Consider the following 15,892-nt stretch of genomic DNA (forward strand, 5'->3'; position numbering starts at 1 on the left):
GGCGCGAGGGGATATTAGCTAAACAGAGAGTAGAAAATCGCGGAGATAGCAATCAGGCCCATCAGCACCACGAAGACGTTGCTGATGTGGCCGCTGTATTTGCGCATTGCCGGGACTTTCTGGATGGCGTACATCGGCATCAGGAACAGAATCATCGCAATAATCGGGCCGCCAAGGGTTTCGATCATCCCGAGGATGCTCGGGTTCAGGGTCGCCACAATCCAGGTGGTGACCAGCATGAACAGAGCAGTGATCTTGTTCAGTTTGGTGATTTCGATGGATTTTCCTTTACCGCGCAGGGATTTAATCACCATGCCGTTAAAGCCTTCACGAGCGCCCAGATAGTGGCCGAGGAAGGATTTGGTGATAGCAATCATCGCAATGATCGGGGCCATCCAGGCGATAACCGGCGCGTTAAAGTGGTTTGCCAGGTAAGAGAGGATGGAGATGTTCTGGTCTTTCGCTGCCGCCAGGTCTGCCGGAGAGAGGCTCAGTACGCAGCTGAAGACGAAGAACATCACGGTCAGCACCATCATGATGTGCGCGCGCGCCAGAATGCTTGAACATTTTTTCTCTGCGCCCTGGCCGTACTCTTCGCGTTTTGCCACGGCGAAGGAGGAGATGATCGGCGAGTGGTTAAAGGAGAACACCATCACCGGAATCGCCAGCCACAGAGTCATCCACAGGCCGTTGCCGGTAGAGGCTGCACTACTCAAGGACAAGGTTTCCAGCGCAGAGCCGTTCCACTGAGGGATCAGGTACAGAGCCAGAATCATCAGCGCCACAACGAACGGGAACACCAGCACGCTCATCGCTTTGACGATCATATGTTCGCCGAAGCGCACAATGGTCATCATACCGACAATCAGAATCAGGGAAAGAATGGCGCGCGGCGGCGGCGTTATGTGCAGCTGGTGCAGCATAAAGCTCTCGACGGTATTGGTGATCGCCACGCTATACACCAGCAGAATCGGGTAGATAGCGAAGAAGTAGAGCAGGGTAATCAGCTTGCCTGCACCGACGCCGAAATGCTCTTCGACCACTTCGGTGATGTCTTCACCCGGATTTTTACCGGACAGCACAAAACGAGTCATACCGCGGTGGGCGAAGAAGGTCATCGGAAAGGCCAGAATCGCCATGATGATCAGCGGGATCAAACCGCCTACGCCCGCGTTGATCGGCAGGAAAAGTACGCCCGCGCCGATAGCCGTGCCGTACAGGCCCAGCATCCACATGGTGTCCGTTTTACGCCAACCGCTACGGGTAGCATCCGAAACGATGGTGCTGGTTTGAGTGGTTTCCATCTGTATCTCCTGGAGGAAGCAACAAAATCTAATGAAGAAAAACGACTGAATAATATGAAATTCGTTTGTTTACGGTTTTTTAGGCATTTTCTCCGTAACAATTGGTGCGGGAAGATACATTTATATGGTGAATTCATCAGTGATCGCGATCCCAAATGCAATAATCCACTTTTAATGTGCGTATTTTTAGTTCAACAGCCTGTTTGTGGTTGTCAGCTAGTTATTTGTGGCGCGGAGGCTATCATTTTCAGCATATGAGATAATAGTAGGCTTGCGTAATAACGAGGTTTTTACTGTGGAAACACGATGTTCTCGACGTTTTTGCGTTAAAAAGTATTTTTTATAGTGATATTTATTGCTTTTTTTGGAAACGCAAACGATTGGCTATGCAAAAATGTTTTAAAAGATTCATAAAGAAATAGAATTTATTGGAAAGCATGCGGACTGATTAATGGACGAGGGAACAGGGCTTTTGTGCAGAGTGAGGCTTTACCGGTTTGTGAGGAAGGGTAGCCCGGATACCTTCGGGAAACTCAGCCCCTCTGCGCTCTGCTCCCGGGGGCGGCGCGATGCGCCTGCCCGGGCTACAGGTGCTACGGGTCTACCGGCGTCTGCGGACTGGTAGCCCGGACAGATGCGCAGCATCGCCTCCGGGAAATGTGCCGGACCTGAGATTTCACCGCGGCTTCTTCCCGGCTCGCGCTGCGCTTAGCCGGACTACAGGTTTACAGCTATCTACTGGAAGGTAGCCCGGACAAGGCGTTAGCCGCTGTCCGGGGTAAAAGAACTCAGGAGCAGATTTCGTAGCAGGGGATGTAGGCGGTACCGCCAGGCAGTTTCATACGATGCTGAGCAACAAAGCCCTGCAGCAGGTCATCCATGCGGCGCATCATCGCCTGATCGCCATGAATTTTATACGGACCGAACTTCTCAATAGCCTGGATGCCCACTTCTTTTACGTTACCGGCGACGATACCGGAGAAGGCTCGACGGAGATCGGCGGCCAGCACTTCCACCGGCTGATCCGGGTAGAGCTTGAGATTGGCCATGTTTTCATGCGTCGGTTCGAACGGCATTTGCAGATCCGGGGCGATGCGGATAGACCAGTTGAAGCTGTAGGCATCGCCGGTTTCGCGGCGATTCTCTTTCACCATTGGCATCGCTTTTTTCATCTGCCGCGCCACTTCTGCGGCGTCGTCAATGATAATGCGATAGTGACGGCGCGCGGATTCGCCCAGCGTATGCACGATAAACTCATCCAGCACGCGGAAATAATCGGCGCTCTCTTTTGGTCCAGTAAGGATCAACGGTAGCACCTGCGACTTGTTCGACGGATGCATCAAAATGCCGAGCAGATAGAGCAGCTCTTCCGCCGTACCCACGCCGCCCGGGAAGATGATGATGCCGTGGGCGATACGCACGAAGGCTTCCAGACGTTTTTCGATATCCGGCATGATGATTAATTCGTTCACCAACGGGTTCGGCGGCTCGGCGGCGATAATAGACGGCTCGGTCATGCCGATAAAGCGGCTGTCTCTGTAACGTTGCTGTGCGTGGCCGACGGCGGCGCCTTTCATTGGCGCTTCCATCGCGCCCGGCCCGCAGCCGGTGCAGATGTTCAGCTCGCGCAGACCCAGCTGTGTGCCGACGCGGCGGGCGTACAGATACTCATTTTCGTTAATCGAGTGGCCGCCCCAGCAGACAATCATATTTGGCGCTTCGCCGACGTGCAGGGCACGGGCGTTACGCAGAATAGAAAAGACCAGGTTGGTGATATGCACCGAGCTTTCCAGATCAAGATTTGGGAAGCGCACGGTGTTGTGGATTTGGCCGTAGACGAACAGGATATCGCGCAGTACGGCAAACAGGTTGGCCTGCAGGGAACGAATAATACGTCCGTCAACGAAAGCGTCTTCCGGCGGGTTGATCAGTTCCAGCTTCACGCCGCGTTCGCGACGCAGCACGTTAATATCGAAGTTTTCAAAACGAGACAGGAGCTCTTTGCTGTTATCGGTCAGGCTCCCCGAGTTGAGCACAGCAAGCGAGCAGTTGCGAAAGAGTTGATACAGGTCACTGCTGGCGGTGCGTTTAAGCATATCCACTTCCAGCTGCGACAGCATATCCATTGAACCAAGCGGGCTAACATGTGTAATCAAGTGAACTCCTTACAGGACGATTATCGTCTTCCTGTGATTACAATAGCCCTGCTGACGGCGTTTTCACAACCTTGCGCGCGCGTTAACGCACGCAAATTGTGAAAATGTTTACTATTGACGGGCGAGGCGAGCGATGGCCGGGACAAATTTGCTATTGCTGCGCCACGGGTTGATATCCAGACCACCACGTCGCGTGTAGCGAGCATAAACGGAAAGGGATTCCGGCTGGCAGAAACGCTGAATATCGTTGAAAATACGCTCAACGCACTGCTCGTGGAACTCGTTGTGGTGGCGGAATGATACCAGGTAGCGCAGAAGCTTTTCGCGATCGATTTTCGCCCCGCGATACTGAATCTGCACCGAGCCCCAATCCGGCTGGTGAGTAATCAGGCAGTTGGACTTCAGCAGATGGCTAACCAGCGTCTCTTCGACCACTTTGCCGGAAGCCGCGCCCTGTAGATAGTCGGCGTTAAACTGGTAGTTGTCGATTTCAATATCCTGACTGTCGATGCAGGTGCCGTGCAGATGCGCCACCGGCTGGCCTTCGAGTTCATCAAGGCGATACAGCGACACCTTTACTTCGCCCTGTGCGCAGGCGCTAAGATCGCGCGCCAGCGTCGCCTGAACCTCCTGCCAGTCGGCGAAGCGGGTCTGGTTAAAGCTGTTGAGATAAAGCTTAAAACTCTTTGATTCCACCAGATTCACGGTGGTGTCGTTCAGCTCAACGTGGCCCACGGCGACCTGCGGCAGACCTTTGGCGTTCAGCCAGGAGAGTTCATACAGCGTCCAGATATCGGCACCGTGAAACGGCAGGTTATCGGCGTGCAGATCCAGTGGATCGCGGTTCAGGCTGCGCGGGACGCCCTGAAGCAGGCTGGCGTCGTAGGTATCGCGGTAATCAGTTGATTTACCGAGCGTCAGGCCAGCCAGCGCCTGATGATTATCGTAAGAAGACATGTTTCACCATAGTTAAAGCGGTTACACTATATGCCAAGTGTATCCTGTCTAACGTGAAGAGAGAAACCGGTGGACCATCAAACCGCAGAAGCGCTGCAAGCATTTACTCAACGTTATTGCGATGCGTGGCAGCAGCAATATTCCAGCCTGCCGCGTAGCGAGGAGCTTTACGGCATCCCGTCGCCGTGCATTAGCGCGACGGATGATGATGGCGTTTTCTGGCAGCCGCAGCCGTTTTCTTTAGAGCCTAACATTAGCGCAGTTGAACGGGCGCTGGATATTATGGTACAACAGCCGCTTCATGCTTATTATACCACTCAGTTTGCGGGTGATATGACGGCGCGCTTTGCCGATGAGGCCATGACGCTGCTGCAAACCTGGAGCCCGGATGACTTACAGCGGGTGCAGGAGAATTTAATTGGTCATCTGCTGGTGCAAAAGCGTTTGAAGCTGTCGCCCACATTGTTTATCGCCACGCTGGACAGCGAACTGGATGTGATTTCGGTTTGTAATATGAGCGGTGAAGTGATCAAAGAAACGCTCGGAACCCGTAAACGGACCACCCTTTCTCCCTCGCTTGCGAGTTTCCTTAATTCCCTTAAGCCTAGTCTGTAATCCAAACTACCCAAAACTTTGTGAGAGATCTCTTACAAGACCTGTAAGAGATCGTCATCATTTAAGCCGATCCGTTACCACCCTTGTTTTGATAAAAGCAATATTATTCAAGTGATTATAGATTTTTTGATTCTTGCTAATAGCGATAAATCTTAAGATATTGTCTCAAGAAGGGTTGTAAGACGAGGCGGAATCAGGGATTCTATACACATCGACAGGGAGTCGAGAGATGAAGTGAACATCAGGATGATGACACTTCTACAGGACCCGCCGGGATGGCGTAGCAAGGACAGGCTTCAGGATGAAGCACAGGATAACGCAGGATAGCGTAAAGGGACACCTCCAGGATGGAGAACGAGAGCCGGTCGGGATGTTCGGTGGATCAGGAAGATCAGGATAGACTTACGGATGAGTTATTTCACATCGGGGTGGTGTGAAAGCAGGATGCAACAGTTTACGGATGAACATGGTCAGGAGACCTCAGGAAAAGTTTTCAAGGACGAGCAGGGAGCACCAATGTAGCTGGATTGCTGCAAAACGAACCGGGAGCACTGTTTATACAGTGCTCCCTTTTTTTATTTCTCTTCTGAATTTGCTATTCTGCGCCGGTTTACAACTCACTGAGGTTCCCCATGACTCTTCACCATCGCGTGCGTGAGCGCCTGCTCGCCATTGAAGCGCTGCTGCGCGAAACGGAACACTGGCAGGAAAATGCGCCAGAGAGCCGTGCGTTCGCCAGCGATCAACCATTCTGCCTTGATACCATGGAACCGCTGGAGTGGTTGCAGTGGGTATTAATCCCGCGTATGCATCAGCTTCTGGAAAGCGAGATGCCGCTACCGCAGAATTTCGCCGTCGCCCCCTATTATGAGATGGCTCTGGATAATGCCCATCCGGTACGTGAGCAGGTGCTGGCGGAACTGGTCCTGCTGGATACGCTATTTGCGGGCGGTGAGGTCTGATGCTGGAGATCGTCTATCAGGACCAGTGGCTGGTGGCGGTGAACAAACCTTCAGGCTGGCTGGTACATCGTAGCTGGCTGGATCGCGATGAAAAAGTGGTGGTGATGCAAACCGTGCGCGATCAGATAGGCCAGCACGTGTTTACCGCACACCGCCTCGACCGACCCACCTCCGGCGTGCTGCTGATGGGGCTATCGAGCGAAGCGGGAAGATTGTTGTCGCAGCAATTCGAGCAGCATCAAATGCAGAAACGCTATCATGCGATAGTTCGCGGCTGGCTGAGTGAAGAAGCGGTGCTTGATTACCCGCTGGTCGAGGAACTGGATAAAATTGCCGACAAATTCGCCCGCGAAAATAAAGACCCGCAGCCAGCGGTGACGCATTATCGTGGCCTGGCGACGGTAGAAATGCCGGTGGCAACCGGGCGCTATCCCACGACTCGCTATAGTCTGGTGGAGCTTGAACCGAAAACCGGGCGTAAACACCAGTTACGCCGCCACCTCTCCCATCTTCGCCATCCGATTATTGGCGATAGTAAACATGGCGATCTGCGGCAAAATCGCAGCGCGGCGGAGCATTTTGGCTGCGAACGGCTGATGCTGCACGCCAGCCAGCTATCGTTAACGCATCCCTTTACCGGCGAGCCGCTGGTGATTCGCGCTGGTCTGGACGACGTCTGGATGCGCGCGCTGTCGCAGTTTGGCTGGCGCGGCCTTCTCCCGCTAAATGAAAGGGTTGAGTTTGCCGACGACAGCAGTCAGGATGAGAGAGTTGAGGATAATCCAGGGAGATAGTCATGGCGGAAGTCGGAATTTTTGTCGGCACGATGTATGGAAATTCGCTCCTGGTCGCTGAAGAGGCGCAGGCCATTCTGAGCGGACTGGGGCATCAAGCAAAAGTGTTTGAAGATCCAGAGGTCAAAGACTGGGAATCATATACCGGGAAATACGCGCTGGTTGTAACATCGACCACTGGACAGGGTGATTTACCGGATAATATTGTGCAATTGTACGAAGGCATCAAAGACATGTATCAGCCGCATTTGCGCTATGGAATTATCGCGTTGGGCGATAGCACCTACGCCAACTTTTGCGGCGGCGGTATGAAGTTTGATGCGTTATTACAGGAGCAGGGCGGTAAGCGAATTGGCGAGATGCTAATGATTGACGCCAGTGAAGATCCTGAGCCCGAAAGCGTCTCTAACCCTTGGGTAGAGCAGTGGGCGACGCTGCTGGATTGAAAAGTTTCGCCCTCTCCCTACGCAGAGGGCGTCCCTTTTTACTTATTTTCAATGCCAGTGCCGGATTAACGGCCAAAAAGATCGTAACAATTCTCTGCCGTTCCGGCTTCGGGCATTTGCCTTAAAACCTCTACCATACCAGGGTCTTTACCGGGCTATTTCACGGGGTCAAGAGAGTTGATTCACACTCCTGTCTTTTGTGCCGCTATTTCCCCTTCAGAACAGGCTTTGCTTTTCATTTCCGTGAACTATCCCCCATCCCGTTAGGCATAAGCCACAAATCAGATTTACTACTGCGATGAAAGCTGTGTATTTGCACGGTGAGCCCGTCACCCCCTCTTTTTATACTTTTCCTGCCAGTTACAAATGCAGTGCCAGATATAACGACAATTATGAAAAAACACTAACACGTCATTCTGAGTACCCTACAGGTTGTGCTGTTCAGAATGAACGTAGCTAACGCTATGATTCAGGAGTGCAACAATGAGTTCATTAAGTCAGGCGGCGAGCGGCGCTGAAAAGCGCACCAATGCTCGCTACTGGATAGTGGTGATGCTGTTTATCGTCACATCCTTCAACTACGGTGACCGCGCCACCTTATCTATTGCCGGTTCGGAGATGGCCAAAGATATTGGCCTTGATGCTGTCGGTATGGGGTACGTTTTCTCTGCGTTCTCATGGGCTTATGTTATCGGCCAGATCCCCGGCGGCTGGTTGCTCGACCGTTTTGGGTCAAAACGCGTCTACTTCTGGTCCATCTTTATTTGGTCCATGTTTACCCTGCTGCAAGGCTTCGTCGATATCTTTAGCGGCTTTGGCATTATCATCGCGCTGTTTACGTTGCGATTCCTTGTCGGTTTAGCTGAAGCACCTTCCTTCCCCGGCAACAGTCGCATAGTCGCGGCGTGGTTCCCGGCACAGGAGAGGGGCACGGCGGTATCGATTTTTAACTCTGCTCAGTACTTTGCCACCGTTATCTTTGCGCCAATCATGGGTTGGCTGACTCACGAAGTGGGCTGGTCGCACGTGTTCTTCTTTATGGGTGGCCTCGGGATCATTATCAGCTTTGTCTGGCTGAAGGTGATTCATGAACCGAACCAGCATCCAGGCGTAAACCAAAAAGAGCTGGATTACATCGCTGCAGGCGGCGCGCTGATCAACATGGATCAGGCTGCAGCCAAAGCCAAAGTACCGTTTAGCGTGAAGTGGGGACAAATCAAACAACTGCTGGGTTCACGCATGATGATTGGCGTGTATATCGGCCAGTACTGTATTAACGCTCTGACCTACTTCTTTATCACCTGGTTCCCGGTCTACCTGGTGCAGGCGCGCGGGATGTCGATTTTGAAAGCGGGTTTTGTCGCTTCGGTGCCGGCTATCTGTGGCTTCGTCGGCGGCGTGCTTGGCGGAATTATTTCCGACTGGCTGATGCGTCGTACCGGCTCGCTGAATATTGCGCGTAAAACGCCAATCGTCATGGGGATGCTGTTGTCGATGGTGATGGTGTTCTGTAACTACGTCAACGTGGAGTGGATGATCATCGGTTTTATGGCACTGGCCTTCTTTGGTAAAGGCATTGGTGCGCTGGGCTGGGCAGTCATGGCGGATACCGCGCCGAAAGAGATCAGCGGCCTCAGCGGCGGTCTGTTCAATATGTTCGGTAACATTTCCGGTATCGTCACGCCGATTGCCATCGGCTACATCGTTGGCACCACCGGTTCGTTCAACGGCGCGCTGATCTACGTCGGTGTCCATGCGCTGGTTGCGGTGCTGAGCTATCTGGTGCTGGTGGGCGATATTAAGCGTATCGAACTGAAACCTGTCGCAGGACAATCATCATGACAACACAATCGAGCCCCGTTATCACCGACATGAAGGTTATCCCGGTGGCCGGGCATGACAGCATGTTGCTCAACATCGGCGGCGCGCATAACGCGTACTTTACCCGCAATATCGTGGTACTTACCGATAATTCCGGGAATACCGGCGTCGGTGAAGCGCCGGGCGGTGAAGTGATTTATCAGACGCTAGTTGATGCTATCCCGATGGTATTAGGCCAGGAAGTCGCCCGCCTGAATAAGGTGGTACAGCAGGTGCATAAAGGTAATCAGGCCGCTGACTTTGATACCTTTGGCAAAGGTGCCTGGACCTTTGAGCTTCGGGTGAACGCGGTAGCCGCTTTGGAAGCGGCGCTGCTCGACCTGCTGGGCAAAGCGCTCAACGTGCCAGTTTGCGAACTGCTAGGGCCGGGCAAGCAGCGCGATGCGGTCACCGTGCTGGGCTATCTGTTCTACGTAGGCGATCGCACGAAGACTGATTTGCCTTATCTGGAGACGACGCCGGGCAACCATGACTGGTATCACCTGCGCCATCAGCAAGCGATGAACAGCGAGGCGGTAGTGCGTCTGGCGGAAGCCTCGCAGGATCGCTATGGCTTTAAAGACTTCAAACTCAAGGGCGGCGTGCTGCCTGGCGAGCAGGAAATTGAAACCGCCCGAGCGCTGAAAAAACGCTTCCCGGACGCGCGTATTACGGTTGACCCCAACGGAGCCTGGCTGCTGGATGAGGCTATCGCGCTGTGTAAAGGGCTAAACGATGTGCTGACCTACGCCGAAGATCCTTGCGGTGCCGAACAAGGTTTCTCTGGTCGCGAAGTGATGGCGGAGTTCCGCCGTGCGACCGGTTTGCCCGTGGCGACCAACATGATTGCCACTAACTGGCGCGAAATGGGTCATGCGGTGATGCTTAACTCGGTGGATATTCCGTTGGCCGATCCGCACTTCTGGACGCTTTCCGGCGCAGTGCGCGTGGCGCAGTTGTGCGATGACTGGGGCCTGACCTGGGGCTGCCACTCGAACAACCACTTTGATATTTCGCTGGCGATGTTTACCCATGTTGGTGCAGCAGCGCCCGGTAAGCCTACGGCTATTGATACCCACTGGATCTGGCAGGAGGGCGATTGCCGCCTGACCAAAAATCCGCTGGAGATTAAGAACGGGAAAATTGCTGTTCCGGATGCGCCTGGACTGGGCGTGGAGCTGGACTGGGATCAGATTAACAAGGCTCATGAAGCCTACAAGAGACTGCCCGGAGGCGCGCGTAATGACGCGGGCCCGATGCAGTATCTGATCCCTGGATGGACTTTTGACCGTAAACGCCCTGTTTTCGGCCGTCACTGATTACGCAATAAGGATTGAATTATGAGCACTCAATTTACGACTCCAGTTGTTACCGCGATGCAGGTGATCCCCGTTGCGGGCCACGACAGTATGCTGATGAACCTGAGCGGCGCACATGCCCCGTTCTTCACGCGTAATATTGTGATTATCAAAGATAACTCCGGGCACACCGGCGTCGGCGAAATTCCCGGGGGCGAGAAAATTCGCCAGACCCTGGAAGATGCGATTCCGCTGGTAGTGGGTAAAACGCTTGGTGAATATAAAAATGTGCTGAACGCGGTACGTAACCAGTTTGCCGATCGCGATGCCGGTGGGCGCGGTTTGCAGACCTTCGATCTGCGTACCACTATTCATGTGGTCACTGGCATTGAAGCCGCAATGCTTGACCTGCTCGGCCAGCATCTGGGCGTAAACGTCGCGTCTCTGTTGGGCGATGGTCAGCAGCGTAGCGAAGTCGAAATGCTCGGTTATCTGTTCTTCGTCGGCAACCGCAAAGCGACGCCGCTACCGTATCAGAGCCAGCCGGATGAGAAATGTGACTGGTATCGCCTGCGTCATGATGAAGCGATGACCCCGGATTCGGTGGTGCGCCTGGCGGAAGCGGCATATGAGAAATATGGTTTCAACGACTTTAAACTGAAAGGCGGTGTGTTGGCTGGGGAAGAAGAGGCGGAATCCATTGTTGCGCTGGCGAAACGCTTCCCACAGGCGCGTGTGACGCTGGATCCAAACGGCGCGTGGTCGCTCAATGAAGCGATCAAAATTGGTAGGTACCTGAAAGGCTCTCTGGCTTACGCAGAAGATCCGTGTGGTGCAGAGCAGGGCTTCTCCGGGCGTGAAGTGATGGCGGAATTCCGTCGTGCTACCGGTCTGCCGACCGCGACCAATATGATCGCCACCGACTGGCGTCAGATGGGGCATACGCTGTCGCTGCAATCGGTTGATATCCCGCTGGCGGACCCGCACTTCTGGACCATGCAGGGCTCAGTTCGCGTGGCGCAGATGTGCCATGAGTTCGGCCTGACCTGGGGCTCGCACTCTAACAACCACTTTGACATTTCTCTGGCGATGTTCACCCATGTCGCGGCTGCGGCACCGGGTAAGATCACCGCCATCGATACCCACTGGATTTGGCAGGAAGGCAACCAACGCCTGACCAAAGAGCCGTTTGAAATCAAAGGCGGCATGGTGCAGGTACCGGCGAAACCGGGTCTGGGCGTAGAGCTCGATATGGATCAGGTGATGAAAGCCCACGAGCTGTATCAGAAACACGGTCTGGGCGCGCGCGATGACGCCATGGGGATGCAGTATCTGATCCCAAACTGGACGTTTGACAACAAGCGTCCGTGCATGGTGCGCTAAGAAAACGCCGGTTCCTGCGGGGACCGGCTTATTTCGCGTTACCGGGTAAATGCTCATTTTAAGGACAGCTTATGAAGATAGTGATCGCACCGGATTCATACAAGGAGAGCCTGAGTGCGCTGGATGTTGCAACCGCGATAGAGCAGGGTTTTCGGGAAATTTATCCGGACGCGGAGTATGTCAAACTGCCGGTTGCGGACGGTGGTGAAGGAACCGTCGAAGCGATGGTTGCAGCGACTCAGGGGTATCAGGTTGAGGTCACCGTCACCGGGCCGCTTGGTGAACCTGTCGCGGCTTTTTACGGACTTTCAGGCGACAAGCAGTGCGCTTTTATCGAAATGGCGGCGGCGAGCGGTCTGGAGAGCGTGCCGTCGGCGCGACGTAACCCCCTGCTGACTACGTCATGGGGGACGGGAGAGCTTATTCGTCATGCGCTGGACGCAGGCGTGAAGCAGATTATTATCGGCATCGGCGGCAGCGCCACTAACGATGGCGGAGCCGGAATGGTACAGGCGCTGGGGGCGAAGCTTCTGACCCACGACAACCAGCAGATTGCGCTCGGCGGCGGTGCGCTGGATAGCCTGGCGCGTATTGACATCAGCGAGCTTGATGAACGTCTGGCTAAATGCCGTATTGATGTCGCCTGCGATGTGACTAATCCGCTGACTGGCCCGCAAGGGGCAACGGCGGTATTTGGTCCGCAGAAAGGGGCGACGGCGGAAATGATTGTCAGTCTGGATAAGGCGCTGGCCCATTTTGCCGGGATTATTCACCGCGATTTAGATCTCGACGTGCTGAACCTTGAAGGTGGCGGCGCGGCGGGCGGTATGGGCGCAGGCTTGTACGCCTTTTGCGGTGCGAAACTGCGACCAGGAATTGAGATTGTCACCGATGCGTTGCATCTTGCCGATATCGTAGCGGATGCGGACCTGGTGATTACCGGTGAAGGGCGTATCGACAGCCAGACGATTCACGGTAAAGTGCCGGTTGGCGTGGCGAGGGTGGCTAAACGTTACAATCTTCCGGTGATTGGCATTGCCGGCAGCCTGACGGCGGACGTTGGTGTGGTGCACGATCATGGTCTGGATGCGGTATTCAGCGTGATTTATTCCATTTGCACGCTTGATGAGGCACTTGAAAATGCCGCCGAAAACGTGCGCATGACGGCGAGAAACGTCGCCGCGGTGCTGAAAATGGGGCAAGTGATATAAGTTTTCCCCGGTCGTGCAGCGCAGACCGGGGATGACGTTTTAAAGGCCCATCAGCTTGCACGCTTCGCGTGCGACGTTATCCATTTCATCCAGCAGTTCAAGAAACTCCGGCTCCAGCTCTTCGGCGACGGTACCTGAGCGTAGCTGAGTCTCGATGGTCTGACACAATTTCTTCAAACGAGGAACGCCGCTGTAGCTACAGCTGCCGTGGAGTTTATGAATCAAATCCAGCAACCCTTCCGGCTGCTCGCCGACCAGTTGCTCTTCCACTCTATTACGAACTTCCGGCATAAAGGCGATCAGCATTTGCAGCATTTCCTGCGCCAGATCTGGCTTCATTGCCGCCTGGCGTAGCGCTAACTGCCAGTTCAGAGTGACGTTATGATCGATCGGCAGTTCGACAGGCTCTTTTACCGCGAGCGGTGCAACATGCTTGCCCGGCTGATAGCGCAGCAGCAGGCTATAGAGCTTGTCTTCTTCAATCGGTTTCGCCAGATAATCATTCATTCCTGCGCTCAGGAGCTTTTCGCGCTGGCCTTCCAGCGCGTGCGCGGTCACGGCAATGACCGGAGTTTGCTGTTGATGAGGAAGCTGGCGAATCAGTTCGCAGGCGCGAATACCGTCCATTTCTGGCATCTGAATATCCATCAGAATCAGATCCTGCTGCTTTTCTTTAGCCTCTTCGACGGCATGCTGGCCGCTGTCGCAAAGGATGACGTGCTGAACCAGGTCTTCCAGTAGCGCACCGATGAGCTTCAGGTTTGCCGGGTTATCATCGACCGCCATCACCGTCATCGGCAGTTTTTTACTGTCTGAATACACCGGTAACATAGCGGGTTGAGCCTGACAGGTGGCCGTCAGCGCGGGGAGCAAGCGCGTTGAGGTTAGCGGCTTGAGTAGGCAGGCCGTAATGCCATCTTGTTTCAGCGCTTCGGCGCTGACCTGGGCGTGGCACGGCAGCGCCAGCAGCAGGTGATCCGCAAGTTTGCAGGCCCTTGCAAGTTTATCTCGATGTAGTCCCAGGTCACGCACCGACACTGGGGTTCCGACCAACAGGATATCGTAATGTGCATCAGGCAGGGCGGACATGGTTGGGCTATAGACCACCTCTAACGGCGTTGTTGCCAGCAGTTCCATGGTGCACTGCGACGCCGTGGCGTTAGCTTCAATATAGGCCAGCTTTTTGCCTGTCAGACAGTCGGTTGACACGCTATCGGGGACGGCGTTGGGGTTAAGATCGAGGCTGATATGGAACCAGAACGTTGAGCCGCGATTCGGCTGGCTGTGGAATGAAATATCGCCGCCCATCTCCTTCACCAGGCGCTGGGTGATGACAAGTCCCAACCCGGTGCCGCCGTGGCGGCGTGAAATACTGGCGTCGGCCTGACGGAAAGCCTGGAACAAGCGCGATTGATCGCGCTCAGGAATACCAATACCGGTATCGTGAATTTGTACCTCAATCTGCACTCTGGAGTTGCTGATTGCGCGCTGTTCCACCAGGACGTCGATATTGCCGTGCTCGGTGAATTTAATGGCGTTACCCATCAGATTAGTCACAATTTGCTGCAGGCGCAGCGGGTCGCCAATCACGTTATCCGGAACATCATTTTTGATGTTCAGCGTCAGCTCCAGGCCTTTATCATGCGCCGAATGGGCCAATAATGTGACCACTTCATCCAACGAGTTGCGCAGCAGGAATGGGATACTTTCCAGAATCAGTTTGCCCGCTTCGAGCTTAGAGAAGTCCAGAACATCGTTGATGATCGCCAGCAGATTGTTGGCTGAACGCTCAATAGTGGTCAGGTGATCGCGCTGAGTGGTATTTAAGTTGGTTTTCAGCGTCAGGCGCGTGAAGCCGATGACGCCGTTGAGCGGGGTGCGCAGCTCGTGGGACATATTGGCCAAAAACTCGGATTTAATTCGCGCGGCTTCTTGAGCACGCTTTTTCGCCAGGTCCAGTTCGACGTTCTGAATCTCCATCTGCTCAAGCGTTTCACGTAGGTCGGACGTGGCCTGATCGACGTTATGCTGCATCTCTTCATGATAGGCCGCCAGCGACATGGCCATCGAGTTAATGCCATTTTTGAGCATATCCAGTTCGCCGAGCATAAAGCCCTCGACGCGGCTATCAAGCTGACCGCGGCGAATGCGGTCGACGGTGTTCACCATATTGCGAATCGGGCCGGTGACATCGCGCATCAGACGCCAGCCGAAAATTAACGCAATACCGATACAGAACAGCATCATCACGCTGGAGATGAAAATCTCTTTGTACTGCTGCAATCGCACCGATTTGAGATCCAGCTCAAGGGCCACGTAGCCCAGCATGTTGTCCGGCATTTTGGCGTCAGTTCCCGGTGATTCATCTGGTGAATAGCTTTCCGAGACGATCGGGGTGCGCAAAATCATCAAGTCACCATTGCGAATCACGCTTAAGCGCCGAGGGAAAGGAGCCCCTTTGGGAAGCTGAAGTTCGCCGGGATCAAGCTGAAAGTTGGAGGTGACAAACAGCTTGTTATGCGAGTCGTAGATAGAAATTGCGCGCACGATATCGGAATGGCGGCGGTGCAAAACGCTAATAAGCTGCCTGATTGACTCGCGGTTTTGCAGATTCATGCCATATTCACTGGAAACCGCCAGCGGCTCAATAATACTGGCTCCAGCATCTTCCAACTGGCGCTGAAGGTCGTTATAGCGGTGTGCGACGAAGAAAATACTGAGCAGCAAACCGATCAGAACGGTGGGCGCCAGAATTAGAATCATCATGCGAGCACGAAGGCTGTAGTTGGTCATGCGGTTCCATTATGGGAGAATATATAAATTATCCTTCAGGCTGCTTTCATGTCGGCTGCACTTGCTTGCCGCCGACGCATCTCTGAACGATCTCGTTATATTTAATTGAGACA

The 15,892-nt window shown here is 54.1% G+C and carries 12 protein-coding genes; 8 read left to right on the top strand and 4 right to left on the bottom strand.

Going from position 1 to position 15,892, the window contains the following annotated elements:
- Positions 1 to 14 precede the first annotated feature (14 nt).
- From AC07P6_RS05950 to queF, 3 genes are all read right to left on the bottom strand, one after another.
- Positions 15 to 1,304 (bottom strand): HAAAP family serine/threonine permease, encoded by a 1,290-nt coding sequence (locus AC07P6_RS05950; protein ID WP_304253279.1) that lies wholly within the window; start codon positions 1,302 to 1,304, stop codon positions 15 to 17.
- A 788-nt stretch (positions 1,305 to 2,092) separates the two neighbouring features.
- Positions 2,093 to 3,460 carry a nucleotide 5'-monophosphate nucleosidase PpnN gene (ppnN, locus tag AC07P6_RS05955; RefSeq protein ID WP_110275885.1) on the bottom strand — a complete coding sequence of 456 codons (1,368 nt, stop codon included), beginning with the start codon at positions 3,458 to 3,460 and terminating at the stop codon, positions 2,093 to 2,095.
- A 111-nt stretch (positions 3,461 to 3,571) separates the two neighbouring features.
- Entirely contained in the window at positions 3,572 to 4,417 is an 846-nt protein-coding gene (queF, locus tag AC07P6_RS05960; RefSeq protein ID WP_478315833.1) for an NADPH-dependent 7-cyano-7-deazaguanine reductase QueF, read from the bottom strand.
- Positions 4,418 to 4,486: 69 nt separating this feature from the next.
- On the opposite strand from queF, the gene syd reads away from it, so the two are divergent.
- The 8 genes from syd (at position 4,487) to AC07P6_RS06000 (ending at position 12,986) form a co-directional block, all read left to right on the top strand.
- Positions 4,487 to 5,032: a SecY-interacting protein gene (gene syd, locus AC07P6_RS05965; protein ID WP_478315834.1), complete on the top strand. Its 546-nt coding sequence runs from the start codon at positions 4,487 to 4,489 to the stop codon at positions 5,030 to 5,032.
- A 632-nt stretch (positions 5,033 to 5,664) separates the two neighbouring features.
- A complete protein-coding gene (locus AC07P6_RS05970; protein ID WP_182234572.1) occupies positions 5,665 to 5,994 on the top strand; it encodes a YqcC family protein in 330 nt (109 codons plus the stop codon).
- Complete coding sequence (gene truC / locus AC07P6_RS05975; RefSeq protein WP_478315835.1) at positions 5,994 to 6,788, top strand: tRNA pseudouridine(65) synthase TruC; 795 nt, start codon at positions 5,994 to 5,996, stop codon at positions 6,786 to 6,788. The genes AC07P6_RS05970 and truC overlap by 1 nt, the downstream gene beginning before the upstream one ends.
- 2 nt (positions 6,789 to 6,790) lie before the next feature.
- Positions 6,791 to 7,234, top strand: a complete 444-nt coding sequence (locus tag AC07P6_RS05980; RefSeq protein WP_181485085.1) for a flavodoxin — start codon at positions 6,791 to 6,793, stop codon at positions 7,232 to 7,234.
- A 483-nt stretch (positions 7,235 to 7,717) separates the two neighbouring features.
- Positions 7,718 to 9,076 carry a galactarate/glucarate/glycerate transporter GudP gene (gene gudP / locus AC07P6_RS05985; RefSeq protein WP_434661761.1) on the top strand — a complete coding sequence of 453 codons (1,359 nt, stop codon included), beginning with the start codon at positions 7,718 to 7,720 and terminating at the stop codon, positions 9,074 to 9,076.
- Entirely contained in the window at positions 9,073 to 10,413 is a 1,341-nt protein-coding gene (locus AC07P6_RS05990) for an enolase C-terminal domain-like protein (protein ID WP_434661763.1), read from the top strand. The genes gudP and AC07P6_RS05990 overlap by 4 nt, the downstream gene beginning before the upstream one ends.
- A 21-nt stretch (positions 10,414 to 10,434) precedes the next feature.
- Positions 10,435 to 11,775: a glucarate dehydratase gene (gudD, locus tag AC07P6_RS05995; RefSeq protein WP_478315837.1), complete on the top strand. Its 1,341-nt coding sequence runs from the start codon at positions 10,435 to 10,437 to the stop codon at positions 11,773 to 11,775.
- A 71-nt stretch (positions 11,776 to 11,846) separates the two neighbouring features.
- Positions 11,847 to 12,986 (top strand): glycerate kinase, encoded by a 1,140-nt coding sequence (locus tag AC07P6_RS06000; RefSeq protein WP_182234562.1) that lies wholly within the window; start codon positions 11,847 to 11,849, stop codon positions 12,984 to 12,986.
- Positions 12,987 to 13,025: 39 nt separating this feature from the next.
- Here the strand turns inward: AC07P6_RS06000 and barA are convergent, their stop codons facing one another.
- Entirely contained in the window at positions 13,026 to 15,779 is a 2,754-nt protein-coding gene (gene barA, locus AC07P6_RS06005; RefSeq protein WP_304253267.1) for a two-component sensor histidine kinase BarA, read from the bottom strand.
- Positions 15,780 to 15,892 lie beyond the last annotated feature (113 nt).

It is taken from the genome of Klebsiella sp. GFKo11 (assembly GCF_056490265.1).

What these genes read in the sequence shown, in the direction of transcription:
- AC07P6_RS05950 (WP_304253279.1), bottom strand. Translation starts at nt 1,304, where the DNA reads ATGGAAACCACTCAAACCAGCACCATCGTTTCGGATGCTACCCGTAGC.
- queF (WP_478315833.1), bottom strand. Translation starts at nt 4,417, where the DNA reads ATGTCTTCTTACGATAATCATCAGGCGCTGGCTGGCCTGACGCTCGGT.
- AC07P6_RS05970 (WP_182234572.1), top strand. Translation starts at nt 5,665, where the DNA reads ATGACTCTTCACCATCGCGTGCGTGAGCGCCTGCTCGCCATTGAAGCG.
- truC (WP_478315835.1), top strand. Translation starts at nt 5,994, where the DNA reads ATGCTGGAGATCGTCTATCAGGACCAGTGGCTGGTGGCGGTGAACAAA.
- AC07P6_RS05980 (WP_181485085.1), top strand. Translation starts at nt 6,791, where the DNA reads ATGGCGGAAGTCGGAATTTTTGTCGGCACGATGTATGGAAATTCGCTC.
- gudP (WP_434661761.1), top strand. Translation starts at nt 7,718, where the DNA reads ATGAGTTCATTAAGTCAGGCGGCGAGCGGCGCTGAAAAGCGCACCAAT.
- AC07P6_RS05990 (WP_434661763.1), top strand. Translation starts at nt 9,073, where the DNA reads ATGACAACACAATCGAGCCCCGTTATCACCGACATGAAGGTTATCCCG.
- gudD (WP_478315837.1), top strand. Translation starts at nt 10,435, where the DNA reads ATGAGCACTCAATTTACGACTCCAGTTGTTACCGCGATGCAGGTGATC.
- AC07P6_RS06000 (WP_182234562.1), top strand. Translation starts at nt 11,847, where the DNA reads ATGAAGATAGTGATCGCACCGGATTCATACAAGGAGAGCCTGAGTGCG.
- barA (WP_304253267.1), bottom strand. Translation starts at nt 15,779, where the DNA reads ATGACCAACTACAGCCTTCGTGCTCGCATGATGATTCTAATTCTGGCG.